Consider the following 17940-nt stretch of genomic DNA (forward strand, 5'->3'; position numbering starts at 1 on the left):
CTTTCGGAAAGAAGGCACCTTCTTGATACCGAGGTACCCAATGGATACTGCCCGTGACCGGCCCGGGGCCGGCAGCCTGGTCGACAACTACTTGCACCACTGCCCCGCACGAGAAGTGCTGACCGTGCTCGCCGACAAATGGGTGATGCTCGTGCTCGGCGTGCTGCGCGGCCACGGCGGGCCGATCCGCTTCAACGAGCTGCGCCGCCGCCTGGACGGCATCACCCAGAAGATGCTCACCCGCACGCTGCGCGCCCTGGAGCGCGAGGGGCTGGTGCACCGCGCGGTCTACCCCACGGTGCCGCCCCGCGTGGAGTACTCGCTCACCGAACTCGGCGCGAGCATCGGCGCGATCACGCATGCCATGGGCATCTGGGCCGTCGAGCACCAGGACCGGATCCTCTCCGCCCGAGCGGATTTCGACGCGCGAGCGGCGGCCGCGCCGGAACCGCTGCCCGTCGGCGGCGCGCGCTGACCCTAGCCGGAGCCCTGGTACCGGTACGTGTGCCCGTTTCGACGCGACCGCGCGGGGTAAGCGCTCAGTGGTGGGCGTGTCCCCGATCACAACTGGACCACAGACCAAGTTCTATCCGTGGCCGAGTTGATCATGGGGGCTTAGACTGTCTCTTGCCTACCACACCAGCTCGAAGGGGTGGACGCCATGAGGAGCGCCATTCGGTACCTGTTCCTCGCGACCGTGATCGTGGCACTTGCCGCGTTCGGGTCGGGCGCGGCGACAGCGACGATGATCGGAAAGCCGTCGACGCCCGCGGTGGCGGCGATCGGACCCTCGAACGGCCAGGTGGTGGGCGTGGCCCAGCCCGTGACCGTTCGTTTCGCCGCACCTGTCGCGAATCGCGCGCAGACGGAACAATCCATCGACATCAGAACGACCCGGCCACTGCCGGGCACATTCGCGTGGACCGACGATCGCGAAGTGACGTGGACGCCCACCGGGTTCCTGCCCGCCGGTTCGAACATCCTCGTCTCGGTCGGCGGCGTGCGCACGGAATTCACCACCAACGCAGGCGTTTTCGGTGAAGCGAACATGTCGGCGCACACGTTCACGCTCACCGTCGGCGGCACCGTCGTCCGGACGATGCCCGCCTCGATGGGCAAGCCCGGATACGAAACGCCTACCGGCACATGGCCGGTTCTGGAGAAATTCCGGTCCGTCGTGTTCGACTCCCGCACCATCGGCATTCCGCTGAGTTCGCCGGAGGGCTACATCATCAACGGCGAGTTCGCCGAACGGCTCACGTGGGGCGGTGTTTTCATCCACTCGGCTCCGTGGTCGGTGGACCAACAAGGTTACTCGAACGTCAGCCACGGCTGCATCAACCTCGCTCCCGACGACGCCGAATGGGTCTATCACACGATCGGCGTCGGCGACCCGGTCGTCACGCACTGGTGAACGGCGCCCTCCTCCGAGTAGCGTTCGGAAGACGTACCCGAGGGAGGGTCACCGTTGCGCGAGTTTCCGATCCCGCCGCCTCGTGACACGAAAGAAGCTGATTTCCAAGATCTTTGGGGCCCGTGGGCATTCGTCACGCCGGGCGACGTCGGCGAGATACTCGGCGACATCGACGCTTCCTGGTGGATCGCGGGAGGCTGGGCGATCGACGCCTGCACCGGCACCCGGCGGCGGCACAGCGACGTGGACGTGGCGATGTTCCGCGCTGATCTGCCCGCCCTGCGCACCGCCGCGCGCGGCCGCCTGCACATCTGGTCGGCGGGCCCGGACGGCATCCGCCCCGTCGACGAACGCTGCCCCGACGTAGCCGAGAGCGCCGATCAGGTGTGGCTGCGCGCGAACGCGCGATCCCCATGGCTGATCGATCTTCTGCTGAATCCGGGACAGGACGGGGCATGGGTCAACCGGCGCGATCGCTCCATGGTCGCACCGCTCGACGAGGTGACCTGGATCGCCGACGACGGCATCCGATACCTCAACCCGGAGCTGGTGCTGATCTTCAAGGCCAAGCAGGCCAGACCGAAGGACCGCGTCGATCTCGAGCGAACCTGGCCGAGGTTGACCACCGCCCAACGAGCAGCCGTGCGGACGTACGTGACCGACCACTACCCCGAGCACGAATGGCTGAACCTCCTGCGGTGATGCCGCTTCCCGAAACGCTTCTCCGGCAGCGGCGCTCGCGCTCTCGGCGCCGCGGAACGGCGTTGTGCGCCTCGGTCGCGGTCGGCGCGAATCAGCGAGCCGGGCGGGGACGGCGCGGCACACGTGCGCCGGATCGACGTACCGGGCGGTACCCTCCGAGGGGCGGGACGGCTCAATTGTGAACGCGGCAGGGCGTTCCCGGCTCGGGACGATGCGGTTAATCTGACGGGGACCTGATGAAGGGTGGGGCGATGGATCGACCGGAGATGAGCGCACGACCCGGATACGACCGGGGGCATCCCTACGGCGCCGAGCGGCCGGTACAGGCGCCGTCCGGCGAGGACTACCGCGGCGAGTGGGCCGCGTGGGTGGATCGGCCGCCGGTGCCGCCGTCCGAGCCCGCGCAGCCGCCGGAACCCGAGCCGGAGCTGTACGAGGATCAATTCGCGGGGCTGATCGACCGCTCGCCCGCGCCGCGTTCACGGCGATGGGCGGTGCCACTGCTCGGCATACTCGGTATCGCCGCGCTGGCCCTCGTGGCCTATGTGCTGGTCGGGACCGGCGGCCCCGATCGGCAGGCCGCCGCACCGGTTCCGACCGCGCAGGCCACCACGCCCGCCGCACCGACCGCGCAGTGCCCCGCCGAGCGGGTGGGCAACCGGATCCAGGGCAACGGCGTCGGCGGATTCGACTCCGGTCCCGCGGTGATCTTCGCTTTCCAGCACGCCTACTACGTGGACCGGTCCGGCGAGCAGGTCCGCGCCACCACCACCGCGGACGCCGCCGTACAAGCAGCCGACGCGATCCAGCGCGGCATCGACAGCATTCCGACGGGCACCACCCACTGTGTCGCGATCAGTCCCGGCGCCTTCGCGGGCCAGTACATCGTGGTGATCACCGAGCACCGCCCAGGACAGCAACCGGTGACCTACAATCCGCAGATCGTCACCACCACCAAGGACGGCGAGCGCACTCTCATCAGCGCCATCGCCCGCGGTTAGGCGTACCTCCGCCTTCGCTCCGGCCATGCGCGGGCTGCGTACCTCCGCCTTCGCTCCGGCCATGCGCGGGCTGAGGACGGACTACGTCCGACCGCACCCATCAGGCAGCTCTCCGCAGGCGCGAGCGCCAGGTCAGTCGGATTCGGCGGCGGTGACCACGTGGCGCATGAGGAGGGCTGTGGTGACCGGCCCCACGCCGCCGGGGACGGGACTGAGCCCGGCGGCCTTGCCGCGTACCGAGTCCGCGTCGACATCGCCGACGATCTTGCCGTCGGGGGCCTCGTTGGTGCCGACGTCGATGACCACCGCGCCCTCCCGGACGTGCTTGCCGGAGATCAGACCGATGCGGCCCGCCGCGGCGACGACGATGTCGGCGGCGGCGGTGACGGCGGCGAGGTCGGCGGTGCGGGAATGGCACACCGTGACGGTCGCGTCCTTCGCCAGCAGCAGCTGAGCGAGCGGCTTCCCGACGACGTTCGACCGGCCGACGACCGCGACGTGGCGGCCTGCCAGCGGGATCTGGTGATGGTCGAGCAGTTCGACCACGGCCTCGGAGGTGGCGGGGACGAAGCCGTCCAGCCCGGCCGCCAGCAGGCCGAGCGACAACGGGCTGACGCCGTCGACGTCCTTGGACGCGACGATCGCGGAACTCACGTCGTGGAGGGTGACCCCCTTCGGGAGGGGGGTCTGCAGCATGATCGCGTCGGTCGCCGGATCCGCACCGCGCGCGGCGAGCTCGGCACGGATCTCCGCCGCACCGGCCGCTGCACCCAGATCGACTGTGTCGCAAACGATTCCGAGTCGTTCGGCCGCTTTGCGAAGTGAGTTCACATACCAGGCGCTCGCGGGGTCGTCGTTCGCCACGACCAGCGCAAGACGCGGGGCGGCGCCGCCTTCGGTGCGCGCGGCGGCGCGGGCCTTGGTGTCGGCGTTGATGGCGGCGGCGAGTTCCTTGCCGGACAGCGAAACGGTATCCACGTTGACACAGCCTAACGGGCGCGGCCGGACGAATCCCTCCCGCGCCCACGTCGAGTTGAGCTAATGCAAGGCAATCGAACGCCGAACCGCGGGCGGACGCTCGGCGAACCGAACTAAGACCGTTCGACACGCCGGAAGGCACTCGTCCACCATCGGGCCGCCAGGGCTGAGCGGAGCGACACGGAGAGCATTGTCCATGGCAGCCCGCCTTGCGCCGAACTGAACGTTTCTTTGGTAAGAGCGAAGATCGAAACGCGCCGACTCGGCATCGAAAATCGCCGACAGTGGATTTCGCGACCTGTCGTTCCGCCGAGCACACATAGCCGTGACGGCGGCGCATGACCCGTTCGCCAATTGCCGGATCGCCGGGGACTTCGGCCGTATGGTAATTCCTGCTTGCCCCAGCTAACTGCTAGCACGTGCCAACCCGTTCCGCAGCGGAAAGGTGACGACTGTAGTGATGATCTCGAGGCATTGGAAATCTCTCGTCGCGGCGTCGTTCGCCGCGTTCTCGCTCACCGGGCTCGCCGGTGTCCCCGCGCACGCCGCGCCGGAAACGGACGCCCTCTACAACTCCGCCCAACGGCACTTCGCCAACGGCGACGACAACGCGGGCCGCGCCGACCTGCGCAATCTGATCGGCGCCGACCCCGCCGACGCCGAAGCGCTGGCCCTGCAGGCGATCTGGTCGGACTACGCCGGTGACCTGCCCGCGCTGGTGGACGCCATGGCCCGGCTGCACGCGGTCGATCCGGGCTTGGCGCAGGGCACCGACAACGTGCTCGGCGCCATCCGCGCCGCCGTGGGCACCCTGCCGAACCCGCTGCCCGCGCTGGCGGGGCCGCAGACCGGCATCGTCGTGCTCGGCTACGGCCTGCTCCCGGACGGGGCGCTGCGTCCCGAACTGGTGAACCGGCTCACCGCGGCCTGGTTGCAGTCGATCGCCGCGCCGTTGTCGCCGATCGTCGTCACCGGCGGCAATCCGCAGAACGGCATCACCGAGGCCGAGGCCATGCGCGACTGGCTGGTCGCCCACGGCGTGCCGCCCACGCGCGTCCACGTGGAGAGCCGCGCGGGCTCCACCGTGCAGAACGCCCTGTTCAGCACGAGGCTGCTGCGGGATGTGGGCGCGACGAGCGCGATCGTGGTCACCTCGCCCAATCACATCCGCCGTGCTGTGGCGGATTTCATCGTCGCGGGCACCAGGGTCGTCGGCGCGACGACCTCGCTCGAACAGCTGGTCTCGCAGCTGCCGCCGCCGGGCCGAGCGGGCCAGCGCGGCATCTACCTCGACGCCACCCGCACCTTCCAGCTCGACACGGCACGCTGACTCCGGGCCGATCGGGACCCGCGTCCGAAACGCCGGTCCCGATCGCCCGGGGAAATCCGTTGGCGGCGTCACGCGTGCGCGCGGCAGGATGGCCCGGTGACGTCAGCGGGAAGTACCGACGTGGTGGCTCGGCTCCGGGCGGCGGGCTGCGTGTTCGCCGAGGACGAGGCGCGGTTGCTCACGGCCGCCGCCGCGGAGACCGGTGTCCCCCTCGAATCGCTGGTCGCCCGGCGCGTCACCGGCAGTCCGCTCGAGCACCTGCTCGGCTGGGCGGAGTTCCACGGACTGCGGGTCGCGGTGTCGCCCGGCGTCTTCGTGCCGCGGCAGCGCACCGCGTTCCTCGTCGATCTTGCGGTCGAGTTGATCCGCGACCGCACCGGCCATCCGGTGGTGGTCGATCTGTGCTGTGGCTCGGGCGCCCTCGGCCTCGCTGCGGCGCGGGCCGCCGCCGACGCGGGCCGCGCCATCACGTTGGCGGCCGCCGACATCGATCCGGTCGCGGTCGCGTGCGCCCGCCGCAACCTCACCCCGCTCGGCGCCCCGGTCTACGAAGGGGACCTCTTCGAGCCCTTGCCGGAGGAATTGCGCGGCTGCGTCGACGTCCTGCTCTGCAACACCCCCTACGTCCCCTCGGAAATGATCGCGCGGATGCCGCCGGAGGCACGCGATCACGAGCCGCGCACCGCCCTCGACGGCGGCCCGGACGGATTGGATGTCTTCCGCCGGGTCGCGGCCGATGCTGCCGAGTGGCTGGCCCCGGGCGGACATCTGCTCGTGGAGTCCAGCGAGGACCAAGCGCCGATCGCGCTCGGCGTGCTGGCCGAGCACGGCCTCGCCTGCCGCGTCGCGGAGTCGGACGAGCACTACGCGACCGTGGTCATCGGCACCCGCCCCCGGTGACGAGGGCGCACCGCCCGGCTCCGACCCGGATGCCGCGCTACTTCTTGCGGCCGGTGAACTGGTCCATCGAGTGGTAGACGCCGACCGTGTCGAGGAACAGGTCGCGCAGCTTGATCGGCAGCAGGCCGGAGAGCGCCTTGTTCAAGCGTGATGTCCATGGCAGTACGAGCAGCGGGGTGCCGTTCTTCATCTCCCGCCACGAGGTGTCGACCACCTTCTGCTGGTCCAGGATCGGCGTGAACAGGAATCCCTTGGCGCCCTCGAACATTCCGGTGTTGATGTAGGTCGGGCAGACCGTGGTGATCTTCACGTGGTCGTGGCCGGCCTGTTCCAGCTCGATGCGCACGGAGTCCGACCAGCCCAGCGCCGCCCACTTGGACGCGGCGTAGACGCTCATGCGCGGGTTGGACACCAGGCCCGCCGAGGAAGCGATGGTCAGCACTCGCGCCTCGGTGGATCCGGCGACCATCGCGGGCAGGAATTCGAGCGTGACGTACATCGGTCCGAGCGAGTTGATCGCCATCGTCTTGTCGATGTCGGCGCGGTTGTCGGTTTCCCAGAAGTAGCTGTTGCCGCGCACGATGCCCGCGTTGTTGACCAGGATGTCGATGCCGCCGACCTGCTCGCGCACGCTCGCCGCCGCCTCGGCGATCGACTCGGCCGAGGCCACGTCGACCACGTGATGGTGCACGGCGCTGCCGCGGCCGGTCAGCTCGGCGGCGGTCTCCTTCAGCGCGGCCTCGTTGATGTCCCACAGCACCACCGCCGCGGCGCCTTCGCGCACCGCACGCTCGGCGAACAGCTTGCCCAGGCCCATCGCGGCCCCCGTGACCAGGACCCTCTTGCCCGCCACCGTGTCCAGTTTCATCCGTACCGCTTCCTGATCCGTGAGTCCTGCGAGTTACTTCTGCCGAAGCGATTTCATGACGCCGAAGTACAGCGTCATGGTCTTGGCCCAGAGCGCTTCGGACATCCCGGGCAGCGGCGCGATGGGCAGCACCCGCTGCACCGCGATGGTCTGGGTGTCGATGTACTTGAGCAGGCCTTCGGGACCGTGCCTGCGCCCCGTGCCGGAGATGCCGAGCCCACCCGACGGCGCGTCGGCGCTGCCCCACGCGGCGATGAAGCCCTCGTTGACGTTCACCGAGCCCGCGTTGATCCGCGCCGCCACCGCACGGCCGCGGGCGGCGTCCTTGGTCCACACGCTGGCGTTGAGGCCGTAGGCGGTGTCATTGGCCTGCGCAACGGCATCGTCGTCGCTGCTCACACGGTAGATCGAGACCACGGGGCCGAAGGTCTCCTCGCGATGCACCGTCATGCCCGGCCGCACGCCCGCCAGCACCGTGGGCTCGTAGAAGTACGGGCCGAGGTCCGGGCGCGCGCGACCGCCCGCCAGCACCGTGGCGCCCTTGGCCACCGCGTCGTTCACATGCGCCAGCACCGTGTCCAGCTGACGCTGGAAGGTCAGCGAACCCATGTCGCTGTCGTAGTTCAGCCCGCCGCCGAGTTCGATGGCCTCGACGTGCCCGACGAATTCGGCGACGAAGCGGTCATAGACGCTGTCGTGTACGTAGATCCGTTCCATCGACTCGCACAGCTGCCCGGCCGAGGCGAAGCAGGCGCGGATGGCGATCTTGGCGGCACGGGAGACGTCCGCGTCGGCGAGCACCAGCAGCGGGTTCTTGCCACCCAGTTCGAGGGAGTAGCCGATCAGCCGCTCGCCCGCCTGCTGGGCGATGGTGCGCCCGGTGGCGCTGGAGCCGGTGTAGTCGACGTAGTCGGCGCGGGCGATCACGTCGCCGCCGATCACCGAACCGCGGCCGAGCACCGCCTGCCAGAGCCCACGCGGCAGTCCGGCGCGCACGGCGGCATCGATGGCCCACAGCGCGGTCAGTGCGGTCTGGTTGTCCGGACGCGCCACCACCGCGTTGCCCGCGACGAGGGCGGGCAGCGCGTCGGAGACGGCCAGTGCCAGCGGGTAGTTCCAGGGCGAGATCACCGCCACCACACCCTTGGGCCGGTGCAGCACGTCGACCTGGGTGAGCACGGGAAGCACTCCGCGCGGCTTGCGGGTGGCCAGCAGCCGGCCGGCCACCGAGGCGTAGTACCTGGCGTTCACGGCCACGTCGCCGACCTCGTCGAAGGCGTGCGCCCGTGCCTTGCCGGTCTCGGTCTGCACGATGTCCAGGATGGTGTCCTGCTCGGCCAGCACGATGTCGTGGAACCGGCGCAGCACCGCGACCCTTTCCCGCACCGGACGCCGCGCCCACTGTCGCTGCGCTTCGCGGGCGGTGGCGAACGCGGTCTCGATATCGACGGTGGAGGACTGCGGCAGGTCGACGATCTTCGCGCCGGTCGCGGGCGCGAACACTTCGACCGCGGGGGCGCCGCCCGCGACGGCGTGCGCGAGCAACGGCCGCACCAGCGCGGAGGGCAGCGCGTCGGCGGTGACCGGGTGGGAGGCGGTGGTCATGTTCGGCCCTCTCGAGGACGGTGGGCCGCGTGCGCGCCCTATTAAATGAACAGTGGTGTTAGATTAATGTCTATGTCACTGCTCGTGTCAAGCTGTTCGTCGTGGCGCACAGGTATCCCGGGGGCCGCTTTGTGAGGTGGCACCATGCCCGCTGAGTCGACGGCCGCACGGCGCGGCAGACCGCCGCAGACTCCGGAACAGGCCGAAGAGGTGCGCGCCCGGATCGTGCTGGCGACGGCGGAAGTGTTCACCCGCACCGGTTCCCGCGGGCTGAGCGTCGCGCAGATCATCGAGCAGGCCGGGTTGGCACGGCCGACCTTCTACCGCTACTTCGCCAACGCGAACGAACCCCTGCTCGCGGTGCTCGACAGTTCCAACGACGGGTTGGTCGGCGGCATCCGCACGGCGTTGACGGGCACCGACGAGCCGGTCGAGCTGGGCATCCGATTGATCGACGCCTACCTGGACTGGGCGCGCGGGCACGGCCCCATGCTGCGGCCGCTGTTCGCCGAGCTGCACGATCCGGGCTCGCCGGTGTCGGTATATCGGGAACGCGCGCTCGACGACATCCGCGCGCTGGTACGCGAGACGTTCGCCGGGCTGGGCCGTCCGGTGCCGAGCCCGCTGGACCTGGACGCCGCGCTGCACCTGTGCGAGTACGTCGTCTACCGGATCTCCGCCGGTACCGCACCCGGCGCCGAGCCGGACGCGGACACCGTCGCGGCGGCACGCCTGACCATGATCCGGGTGCTGCTCACGACGCTCGGCACGCGGGCCGATGTGGAATACGCGCTGACGCTGCCCACGATCTTCCCCGCCGAGCCTTAGCCCGGCCCGCGCGTCAGCGCGGAACCGGGGTGACGGGGCGGCTGTCGAGGACGCGCTGTTCGACCCGGTGGATCAGGTCGTGCACGCGCGGGTCCCGGGCCAGCCTGCTGTCCAGCACCACGTTGATCGCGCCGCGGAACAACGCGTAGGGCTCCCACTGTGGCGGCGCGATGGTGCGCGCGGCGCGACGGGCGATGCCGTCGGCGATGGATTCCGCCGCGTCGCGCACGGTGATGCGCAGGTTGAGCGGCCACGGCAGCAATGCGCCCAGATCGGCGCCCAGATCGTCTTCGTCGAGGGTGCCGTGGGTCATCGCCGTGTCGACGATGCCGAAGTACGCCACGCCCGCGGTCGCGCCGACCGCGGCCAGCTCCACCCGCAGCGCCCGCCCGAACTGCTCGACGGCGGCCTTGCTGACCATGTAGGGCGAACCGGCCATGCCCGGCGCGAACGCCGCGGCGGAGGAGACCACCACCACGTGCCCTTTCGCGGCGACGATGTCGTCCAGCGCCGGATGCACAGTGTTGAACACGCCGGTCACGTTGATGCCGATGACCCGATCGAAGTCGCCGGGATTCATCGTCCGGATGGTCGCGGGCTCGGGCACCACGCCCGCGTTGGCCACCACGACATCGATCCGTCCGAACCGCTCGCGCACCCGGGAGATGGCTTCGCGCATCCCGATTCGATCGGAGACGTCCGCGCGCACGACCAGCGCCCGCTCCCCCATCGAGCGCCCGACGGCCGCGGCGGTGGCCTCGTCGATGTCGATCAGCGCCACCGAAGCGCCCGAGGCGTAGAGCTTTTCGGCCAGCGCCCGGCCGATGCCGGTGCCCGCGCCGGTGATCACCACCACCCGGTCGCGGACATCCAGGTGCTCGGCGGGCGGGGAGAGAAGCTGACGCAGCAGGTCGACGACCACGGCGCTCACCCCGCCCGCAGCCGGTAGGACTCGTGATCGAAACGACTTGTGCGCCTGCGATACTCGAAGCTCCAGTTCGGGTACAGGCCCGCGTTGCCGCCGTCGGGGGTCTGGTAGTAGCTGCGGCAACCGCCGGTCAGCCAAGCGGTGTCGCGACTGCGCTCGGTCACCTCGTCGAGGAAGGCACGCTGCACCTCCTCGCGCACATCGATCCGCTGGATGTGCTGCGCACGCATGGTGGTCACGGCATCGACGATATAGCGCACCTGCGCCTCGATCATATAGATGGCGGACTGATTGCCCGCCGCCCCGAACGGACCCAGCGTGCAGAAGAAGTTCGGGAACCCGGCCATGGTCGTGCCGAGGTAACTGCTCGGCCGCTCCCGGTACCGCTCACCGATGGAGCGCCCGCCGATTCCGTGCACCCGATCGAAAACGGCGGGGGGAACACCGAATCCGGTACCCCAGATGATCGTGTCCACAGGGCGCTCCGCGCCGTCGGCGGTGACGATCGACCCGGCGCGGATCTCTCGGATGCCCTCGGTCACCACCTCGACGTTCGGTTGGGTCAGCGCCGGATAGTAGGCGTCGGAGAAGATCGCACGTTTGCATCCGATCACATAGTCAGGGGTGAGTTTGCGCCGCAGCTCGGGATCGCGCACCTGACGCAGCAGCTGGAGTCTGCCGAGCGCCTCGTACGGATGGCGGAATCGCTTGTCCACGAAGCCGACCAGACCGAACCCTTCGATGCCGGTGTAGTACAGGCCGCGCAGCGCGCGGCCGAGCGCGGGCACCCGGCGCAGCAGCGCGCGTTCGGCGGGCAGCGTGCGGCGATCCAACCGCGACACGATCCACGGCGCCGAACGCTGGAACACGGTCAACTCGCCCACCAGCGGCTGGATCTCGGGGATGAATTGGACGGCCGACGCGCCCGTGCCGATCACCGCGACGCGCTCGCCGGTGAGATCGTGCTCGTGATCCCAGTGCAGCGAATGGAATTGCGCCCCTTCGAAGGTCTCCGCGCCCGGCAGCCGCGGGATCCGCGCCTCGCTGAACGGCCCGACGGCGGAGACCAGTACGTCCGCGGTCAGATCGCCGCGATCGGTGCGCAGCCGCCACCGCGTGCCGGCTTCGTCCCAGCGCGCCTCGAGCAGTTCGACGCCGAACCGCATGTGGCGCACCACGTCGTGGCGCGTCGCGACCGAGCGGAGGTAGGCGAGGATCTCCGGCTGCGTCCCGTAGGTGCGCGACCAATTCGGATTGGGCGCGAAGGAGTACGAATACAGATGCGAGGGCACGTCGCAGGCACAGCCCGGATAGGTGTTCGCGCGCCAGGTGCCACCGAGATCGTCGGCGCGCTCGAGCAGCACGAAATCCTCGATACCCGCCTCGCGCAGCGCGACCGCCAGACCGATTCCGGCTATCCCGGCTCCGATCACCGCGATCGGGACGTGCTCCGGATGCGCAGCCACTGCCATGTCCTCCTCCCACCCGCGGGCGACGTTGCCCGCCGAGCTCACAGATCCAGTTCGAGTTCGCCGCCGCGCGCGCGAGAGACGCAGGTCAGCATCGCCTCCGCGCGCTCGGAGTCGAGCAGCGACCGGTCCCGGTGCTCCACCGCGCCCGCGAGCACCCGGGTCTTGCAGGTGCCACAGAAACCCTGCCCGCAGGAGTAGGCCACGCCGGGCAGCACGCGGCGGATCGCGCTGAGCGCGGACTCATCCGCGGCGACCTCCACGTCGAACCCGCTGCGACGCAACCTGATCCGGAACGGCTCCCCGTCCCGCACGGGCAGCGGCGAGAACCGCTCGGTGTGCAGCGAGGCCGAGGGATCGTGCAGCGCGAGCACCCCGCGCGCGGCCTCGGCCAGCGGCGGCGGCCCGCAGACGTAGACCGCGGCGCCGGGCGGCGTCTGCTCGAAGATCATCCGCGCGTCGGGTACGCCGAACTCGTCGTCCGGCCGCACCACCACGTCACCGCCGGTGTAGCGAGCCAAGTCGTACAGGAACGGCATGCGCGTCCTGGAGCGGCCCAGGTACATCAACCGCCACGGCACCCCGGCACGCTCGGCCGCGGCGACCATGGGCAGGATCGGCGTGATCCCGATGCCGCCCGCGACGAATAGATAACACGGCGCGGCGACGAAGGGGAACGCGTTGCGCGGCCCGCGCACGCCCAGGCGGTCACCCACCCGCAGATCCCGATGGATCTCCGCGGAGCCGCCCTCGCCGTCGGCGATGTAACGGACCGCGATGCGGTAGAACCCGCGGTCGGCGGGGTCGTTGGTGAGCGAATACTGCCGCTGGCGACCGGAGGGCAGGAAGACGTCCAGATGCGCGCCGGGCGTCCACGCGGGCAGCGGGCCGCCCTCGGGGTGGCGCAGCCACAAGCTCACCACACCGTCGGCCTCCTGGCCGATCCGGTCGACGACCACCTCGAATTCGTAGCCGGTGCGGCGGACCGGATCCGGGCGCGAGAGCAGTCGCGCGGCGTCGCCTTCCACGAACAGCCGCTTGTAGGCGTCGGCCGCCGAGCCGATCAGGCGCAGTGCGGGCCCCGGCTGGAACCGCTCGACGGCGGTCACCCGCGCGCCGCCCGTGCCGCGGGCGACTGCGCGAGGTAACGCAGGGCGTTGTCCATCGGGCCGAGCTGCGACGGGTGGAAGCCCGGCCGCAGGTAACGCGGAATCTCGGTGAAGAAGGTCGTGAAGCTCGGCACCACACCGCGCACCGAAGCGCTGACCATTTGGAGTGGCCAGAATCGGCCTTTGTGCTTCGACGGGTCCTTGTGGAACAGGTAGCCCCCGGAGATGACGAACAAGACGAGCAAGCCCGCGCTGGCCAGCAGCGCCTGCCGCGCCTTGCGCGCGTATCCGCCGTCGACGTGCATGTACGCGTCGTAGACGACGCTGCGATGCTCGACCTCCTCCGCGCCGTGCCAGCGGATCAGATCCAGCATCGCCGGGTGCATGCCCTTGGCCTCGAGCTTGTCGTTGGTGAGCAGCCACTCCCCGATGACCGCGGTGTAGTGCTCCATGCCCGCGAACAACGCCAGCCGCTCGCACAACCACTCCCGCTTGGCCCGGCCGGACAGTCCGTGGTCGCCGAGTATCCGGTCGACCAGCCAGGTGACCCGGTCGACCATCGGGCCGACCTCCAGGCCGAGCCGCTCCAACTGTTCACGCGCCTTCTCGTGCGAACTGGCATGCATGGATTCCTGGCCGATGAAGCCGCGGACTTCCTCGCGTAACCGCTCGTCGTCGATCAGCGGCAGTGCCTCGGCCAGCGCCTGCGCCATCGCGCGCTCGCCTTCGGGCAGCACCAGGTGCATCACGTTGATGATGTGGGTTGCCATCGCCTCGCCGGGGATGTAATGCATCGGCACCGTGGCGAAGTCGAACTCCACGGCCCGCGCGTTGATGGCGTGTGTCTGGTCGGTATATACGGCAGAACCCATCTCGCACCCCTCGTGATCGATCGGTGGTCTTCGCAATGTATTGGTGACATCACATGCTGTCAACATCACATGATGTCAATTCGGCCGCTATGAGAGGATGACGGCCATGGACGAAGCCGACGGGTCGATTCCTGGCATGCGCCGCTGGCGTGGGCAATCGCCCGCCGATCGCGTCGCCGCGCGCCGGGAACAGCTGATCGAGGCGTGCACGGAATTGATGGCCACCGTGGGCGCGGCCGAGACGTCCATGCGAGGTGTCTGCCGGCAGGCCGGGCTCACCGAGCGCTACTTCTACGAGAGCTTTCCGAACCTGGACGCGCTGCTGACCACCGTGCTGGACACCGTGGTGCTCGGCGCGCGGGACCGGTTGCTGGACGAGCTGCCCAACGCACCCGTCGAACGCGACGCGATGTTCCGCCACATGGTCGCCGTCTTCACCGACTATCTGCTGGAGGACCGTCGCCGCGGGCGGATCATGTTCGTCGAGTCGCAGGCCACGCCCGTGCTCTTGCCGCGCGCCTATGAACTCATCGGCCTTTTCACCGCGCCGATCGCGTTGGTCATCAGCGCGGGCGACTACACCGAGCCGATGCCCGACGAGCACGATCACGAACTCAACGCCAGCGCCATCTTCGGTGCGCTCGCCTATCTCTATCGCCCGTGGCTCGACGGCGAGATCCCGGTCTCCCGAGAGCGTTTCGACGCGCACACGTCCGACGTGCTCGAACGGATCGCCACAGCGCGCTCCTCGCTGAGCACCGAAGCCTAGCTCCGGACGCCGAGCGCCCGATCGGACCATGCGGCTCGATGGGCGCCACGTGAACGTGGCCGACCGGCCGCTCCGGGCCGGTGATCGATCACACGCGGCCGCCGGTCGAACGCAGCTCGACGCAGCATTCGCCCGCTGCCGGCGCGAGCATCGCCGTCACAGTGTCGGCTTCCAGGCCGTTCAGAAAGCCACGCAGGTAAGCGTGGTTGATTCCGCACACGAGATCCGGAGCCTTGGCCGCGAGCGGGTGGAACGGGCAGTTCCGCAGGCGCAGACATCCCGCGCCCTCCCGGCCGGGTTCGAACCCTTGATCGGTGAGCGTCGACTGCAGCAGCGTCAGCGCACGTTCGGCGCCGAGGCGTCCCGGCCGAAGTTGTTGCCGTAGCTCCTGTCCGTGTTCGGCGCCGCGATCGCGGGCTATCCGCATCGCGGCCTCCCGCGAGGTCTCGTCGGCCGACTCGGCGAGGACGGCGTCGGCGAGTATCTCCGCGAGCACCTGGTGGCGGCGATCGGGAATGCTGACCTGGACCTCGGTGTCGGCGGGCTCGTAGACCTTCGGCGTGCGCCCGACCCGCCGGACGCCGCCGACCTGCTCGTAGCGGGCCCGCAGCAACCCGGCCTCGACGAGCTTGTCCAGGTGGAACGCGGCCAGCTTGCGGGATATCCCCACCTGCTCGGCGGCCTCGTCCCGGGTCACCGGGCGACGGGCGCGCCGGATGAACCGATACATCCCGCGCCGCAGTTCGTCGTCGAGGGCGGCCACTGCACCGATCGCCACATCGCTGGTCACAGAATCACGATAGCACTTACCACACTAGTTGAAATACGTGTGATGCGATATATGCCCAGCTCTTGACCACCTCGGATAATTTAGCCAATAATAATTGGCGTAATCAGTCCGACCGCATTCGGACCAGCCACGGCGGTGCGCCACGAGCCGCCCTCGACATGGGGAGCCAGCGTTCATGTCCCATTCCGCGTTACGAGTCGTCCACGACTCCGGCGCCACCGTCGACCTGACCGCCGCCGAGCGCGCGGCCGGCGAGTTCCTCTCCGCGCTCGGCGTCGGCCTCGACGACGAACACCTGAGGGCCACCCCGGGCCGCATGGCTCGCGCCTACGCCGAACTGTTCACTCCCCGCCCGTTCGACCTGACCACTTTCCCCAACGACGAGGGCTACGACGAGCTCGTACTGGCCCGCCGCATCCCGTTGCGGTCGGTATGCGAGCACCACCTGCTGCCGTTCGTCGGGGTCGCCCACGTCGGTTATCTACCGGGCGACCGCATCCTCGGACTGTCCAAGCTCGCCCGCATAGTCGAGCACTTCTCCTGCCGCCCCCAGGTGCAGGAACGACTGACCAAACAGATAGCCGATTGGCTGGCGACGAATCTGAGCCCCAAAGGGGTCGGGGTCGTCATCGAAGCCGAACACACCTGCATGACCCTGCGTGGCGTGCAGGCGGTCGGCACGACCACGGTCACTTCCACCATGCTCGGCACACTGCGTGACGACGCCCGCTCTCGCCAGGAGTTCTTCTCCCTCACCGGGATCGCGCCCTGACCATCTCCACCGTCGAGCTACAACACCCCCCGAGCAGCGACCGCCCACACTGCGGCGTCGCTCGGATCGTTCGGTGCGTCCAGTAGCGAGCAAACCTTCTGCGCCACAGCGATGTTCGGCGCGTATCGAAGCACTGGCCGCATCGCTCCGATCCCGCGCGGGACGCACGGTTCGCAGTGAAGTCACTCACATCCGACGAGAGAGACGCCTCCCCGAGTACTCGCACATTGCCGCCATTCGGCAATAGCCGATCGGTTGCCATTCCGAAAGCGACGCATTCGCCCACCCGGGGCGCCACGTACTGCCCGCGACGCGAAACACCGTGACAAGCCGAAACGGCAGCTCACATCGCAATACTGCGAACGCCATAGCCAGCCGATCACCGGTTGGTGATACCTCACGAAACAGATACCGTCGGCAGTGATTTCCGTCTCAGACGGAAGGCCCGAAGGTGATATAGCCATTCGTTGTTACTGTCGGGTAGTGTTCACTGCACCGACGATCAGAGTCGATCCGGAACCGTATTTCCCCACGATTTCAGGAGCGCTCGTGTCTCCCCATTCTCGTTTCGAATCCATCGGCGCCTATCTGCCTTCCAGAGTCGTCACCACAGAAGAGCTTCTTTCCGGGCTGAAAGAACCGCCTTCGTTCGATCTTGAGAAAATAACCGGCGTCCGTGAGCGCCGGTTCCGCGATACCAGGCCGGAAAGTCACGAGGACTCGTTCACACTGGCCATGAAAGCTGTCGAAGACTGTCTGTCGAGGTCACAGTATGCGCCCGAGGAGATCGACGTCATCATCTCCGCCTCGATCACGCGGAGCAAGCACGCGACCAGGGTGTACATGGAGCCGTCGTTCGCCGGTTCGATAAGCCGCCTTATCGGTGCCAAGAACGCGATCACATTCGATATCACCAATGCCTGCGCGGGAATGCTGACCGGCACGTACATCCTGGATCGGATGATCCGGTCCGGCGCCGTTCGTAATGGCCTCGTGGTCAGTGGTGAAGCGATTACCCCGATCGCCGAGACCGCAGTTGCCGAGATTTCCCAGAAATACGATCCGCAATTCGCTTCGCTGTCCGTCGGCGACTCCGGCTGCGCGATCGTGCTGGATCGCGCGGTCGATGAAAACGACATGATCCACTACATCGAAATGATGACCGCCGCGGAATACGCGCAGTTGTGTCTGGGCATGCCGAGCGGCAAGACGCAAGGCATCGCGATGTACACCGACAACCGCAGGATGCACAACGAGGATCGCTTCCTGCTCGGCACCAATACCCAGCGGAAATTCCTCGAGGCGCAGGGCAAGACCTTCGCCGACGAGAAGTTCGACTACGTCATCCACCATCAGTTCGGCGCCACCGCCATCCCGTGGATGAACGCGATCGCCGAGCGCGAGTTCGGCAGTCCGATGCCGCCGGACCTGCGGGTCATCGAGAAGTACGGAAATACTTCCACCACTTCGCATTTCATCGTGCTGCACGATCAGCTCAGCGAGCAGAGCATCCCCGCGGGCTCGAAGTTGCTGCTGGTGCCCGCGGCTTCCGGCATCGTCACCGGGTTCCTGTCCACCACCATCTCGTCACTGAAGGTCTGAGGC

General features: G+C 68.6%; 18 protein-coding genes. 10 read left to right on the forward strand and 8 right to left on the reverse strand.

Annotated elements, in window-relative coordinates; all coding sequences use genetic code 11:
* The first annotated feature begins 40 nt into the window (after positions 1–40).
* From ACFV2O_RS11910 to ACFV2O_RS11925, 4 genes are all read left to right on the forward strand, one after another.
* The gene (locus tag ACFV2O_RS11910) at positions 41–475 is read left to right on the forward strand and encodes a winged helix-turn-helix transcriptional regulator (RefSeq protein ID WP_379251798.1); all 435 of its coding nucleotides are present in this window, start codon (positions 41–43) and stop codon (positions 473–475) included.
* 186 nt (positions 476–661) lie between these two features.
* Entirely contained in the window at positions 662–1414 is a 753-nt protein-coding gene (locus ACFV2O_RS11915; protein ID WP_355077411.1) for a L,D-transpeptidase, read from the forward strand.
* A 54-nt stretch (positions 1415–1468) separates the two neighbouring features.
* Entirely contained in the window at positions 1469–2116 is a 648-nt protein-coding gene (locus ACFV2O_RS11920) for a nucleotidyltransferase domain-containing protein (RefSeq protein WP_379251799.1), read from the forward strand.
* Positions 2117–2382: 266 nt separating this feature from the next.
* Positions 2383–3117, forward strand: coding sequence for a hypothetical protein (locus ACFV2O_RS11925; RefSeq protein WP_379251800.1), 735 nt, complete (start codon positions 2383–2385; stop codon positions 3115–3117).
* A 132-nt stretch (positions 3118–3249) separates the two neighbouring features.
* Here the strand turns inward: ACFV2O_RS11925 and ACFV2O_RS11930 are convergent, their stop codons facing one another.
* A complete protein-coding gene (locus ACFV2O_RS11930; RefSeq protein WP_379251801.1) occupies positions 3250–4095 on the reverse strand; it encodes a bifunctional 5,10-methylenetetrahydrofolate dehydrogenase/5,10-methenyltetrahydrofolate cyclohydrolase in 846 nt (281 codons plus the stop codon).
* A 460-nt stretch (positions 4096–4555) separates the two neighbouring features.
* Between ACFV2O_RS11930 and ACFV2O_RS11935 the strand changes: the two genes are divergently transcribed.
* Together ACFV2O_RS11935 and ACFV2O_RS11940 are read left to right on the forward strand one after the other, a co-directional pair.
* Positions 4556–5425 carry a YdcF family protein gene (locus tag ACFV2O_RS11935; protein ID WP_379251802.1) on the forward strand — a complete coding sequence of 290 codons (870 nt, stop codon included), beginning with the start codon at positions 4556–4558 and terminating at the stop codon, positions 5423–5425.
* A 96-nt stretch (positions 5426–5521) separates the two neighbouring features.
* Positions 5522–6325: a putative protein N(5)-glutamine methyltransferase gene (locus ACFV2O_RS11940; RefSeq protein ID WP_379251803.1), complete on the forward strand. Its 804-nt coding sequence runs from the start codon at positions 5522–5524 to the stop codon at positions 6323–6325.
* A 37-nt stretch (positions 6326–6362) separates the two neighbouring features.
* Here the strand turns inward: ACFV2O_RS11940 and ACFV2O_RS11945 are convergent, their stop codons facing one another.
* On the reverse strand, positions 6363–7193 hold the full coding sequence (locus ACFV2O_RS11945) for an SDR family NAD(P)-dependent oxidoreductase (RefSeq protein WP_379251804.1): 831 nt from the start codon (positions 7191–7193) through the stop codon (positions 6363–6365).
* Between the two features lie 33 nt (positions 7194–7226).
* Positions 7227–8798 (reverse strand): succinic semialdehyde dehydrogenase, encoded by a 1572-nt coding sequence (locus ACFV2O_RS11950; RefSeq protein WP_379251805.1) that lies wholly within the window; start codon positions 8796–8798, stop codon positions 7227–7229.
* Between the two features lie 144 nt (positions 8799–8942).
* Here ACFV2O_RS11950 and ACFV2O_RS11955 point away from each other — a divergent pair, with 144 nt between their 5' ends.
* Positions 8943–9626: a TetR/AcrR family transcriptional regulator gene (locus ACFV2O_RS11955; protein WP_379251806.1), complete on the forward strand. Its 684-nt coding sequence runs from the start codon at positions 8943–8945 to the stop codon at positions 9624–9626.
* A 13-nt stretch (positions 9627–9639) separates the two neighbouring features.
* On the opposite strand, the gene ACFV2O_RS11960 is transcribed toward ACFV2O_RS11955, so the two are convergent.
* From ACFV2O_RS11960 to ACFV2O_RS11975, 4 genes are read right to left on the reverse strand one after another with little or no spacing between them, the layout of a single operon-like run.
* Entirely contained in the window at positions 9640–10548 is a 909-nt protein-coding gene (locus ACFV2O_RS11960; RefSeq protein ID WP_364431037.1) for a short-chain dehydrogenase/reductase, read from the reverse strand.
* A gap of 5 nt (positions 10549–10553) precedes the next feature.
* Positions 10554–12026, reverse strand: a complete 1473-nt coding sequence (locus ACFV2O_RS11965) for a flavin-containing monooxygenase (protein ID WP_379251807.1) — start codon at positions 12024–12026, stop codon at positions 10554–10556.
* Positions 12027–12064: 38 nt separating this feature from the next.
* Positions 12065–13132, reverse strand: a complete 1068-nt coding sequence (locus ACFV2O_RS11970) for a PDR/VanB family oxidoreductase (RefSeq protein ID WP_379251808.1) — start codon at positions 13130–13132, stop codon at positions 12065–12067.
* The gene (locus tag ACFV2O_RS11975) at positions 13129–14004 is read right to left on the reverse strand and encodes a metal-dependent hydrolase (protein ID WP_379251809.1); all 876 of its coding nucleotides are present in this window, start codon (positions 14002–14004) and stop codon (positions 13129–13131) included. The genes ACFV2O_RS11970 and ACFV2O_RS11975 overlap by 4 nt, the downstream gene beginning before the upstream one ends.
* 106 nt (positions 14005–14110) lie before the next feature.
* On the opposite strand from ACFV2O_RS11975, the gene ACFV2O_RS11980 reads away from it, so the two are divergent.
* A complete protein-coding gene (locus ACFV2O_RS11980) occupies positions 14111–14773 on the forward strand; it encodes a TetR/AcrR family transcriptional regulator (protein ID WP_364431047.1) in 663 nt (220 codons plus the stop codon).
* Positions 14774–14861: 88 nt separating this feature from the next.
* Here ACFV2O_RS11980 and ACFV2O_RS11985 read toward each other — a convergent pair whose 3' ends face one another.
* Positions 14862–15563 carry a helix-turn-helix transcriptional regulator gene (locus ACFV2O_RS11985; protein WP_379251810.1) on the reverse strand — a complete coding sequence of 234 codons (702 nt, stop codon included), beginning with the start codon at positions 15561–15563 and terminating at the stop codon, positions 14862–14864.
* A 175-nt stretch (positions 15564–15738) separates the two neighbouring features.
* Here ACFV2O_RS11985 and folE point away from each other — a divergent pair, with 175 nt between their 5' ends.
* Both folE and ACFV2O_RS11995 read left to right on the forward strand, forming a co-directional pair.
* Positions 15739–16335: a GTP cyclohydrolase I FolE gene (folE, locus tag ACFV2O_RS11990; RefSeq protein WP_379251811.1), complete on the forward strand. Its 597-nt coding sequence runs from the start codon at positions 15739–15741 to the stop codon at positions 16333–16335.
* Positions 16336–16884: 549 nt separating this feature from the next.
* Positions 16885–17937: a 3-oxoacyl-ACP synthase III family protein gene (locus ACFV2O_RS11995; RefSeq protein WP_379251919.1), complete on the forward strand. Its 1053-nt coding sequence runs from the start codon at positions 16885–16887 to the stop codon at positions 17935–17937.
* The last annotated feature ends 3 nt before the right edge of the window (positions 17938–17940 follow it).

The organism is Nocardia sp. NPDC059691, assembly GCF_042733915.1.
Classification (GTDB): Bacteria; Actinomycetota; Actinomycetes; order Mycobacteriales; family Mycobacteriaceae; genus Nocardia; species Nocardia sichangensis.

What these genes read in the sequence shown, in the direction of transcription:
- folE (WP_379251811.1), top strand. Translation starts at nt 15,739, where the DNA reads ATGTCCCATTCCGCGTTACGAGTCGTCCACGACTCCGGCGCCACCGTC.
- ACFV2O_RS11910 (WP_379251798.1), top strand. Translation starts at nt 41, where the DNA reads ATGGATACTGCCCGTGACCGGCCCGGGGCCGGCAGCCTGGTCGACAAC.
- ACFV2O_RS11980 (WP_364431047.1), top strand. Translation starts at nt 14,111, where the DNA reads ATGGACGAAGCCGACGGGTCGATTCCTGGCATGCGCCGCTGGCGTGGG.
- ACFV2O_RS11975 (WP_379251809.1), bottom strand. Translation starts at nt 14,004, where the DNA reads ATGGGTTCTGCCGTATATACCGACCAGACACACGCCATCAACGCGCGG.
- ACFV2O_RS11935 (WP_379251802.1), top strand. Translation starts at nt 4,556, where the DNA reads ATGATCTCGAGGCATTGGAAATCTCTCGTCGCGGCGTCGTTCGCCGCG.
- ACFV2O_RS11925 (WP_379251800.1), top strand. Translation starts at nt 2,383, where the DNA reads ATGAGCGCACGACCCGGATACGACCGGGGGCATCCCTACGGCGCCGAG.
- ACFV2O_RS11945 (WP_379251804.1), bottom strand. Translation starts at nt 7,193, where the DNA reads ATGAAACTGGACACGGTGGCGGGCAAGAGGGTCCTGGTCACGGGGGCC.
- ACFV2O_RS11955 (WP_379251806.1), top strand. Translation starts at nt 8,943, where the DNA reads ATGCCCGCTGAGTCGACGGCCGCACGGCGCGGCAGACCGCCGCAGACT.
- ACFV2O_RS11950 (WP_379251805.1), bottom strand. Translation starts at nt 8,798, where the DNA reads ATGACCACCGCCTCCCACCCGGTCACCGCCGACGCGCTGCCCTCCGCG.
- ACFV2O_RS11965 (WP_379251807.1), bottom strand. Translation starts at nt 12,026, where the DNA reads ATGGCAGTGGCTGCGCATCCGGAGCACGTCCCGATCGCGGTGATCGGA.
- ACFV2O_RS11915 (WP_355077411.1), top strand. Translation starts at nt 662, where the DNA reads ATGAGGAGCGCCATTCGGTACCTGTTCCTCGCGACCGTGATCGTGGCA.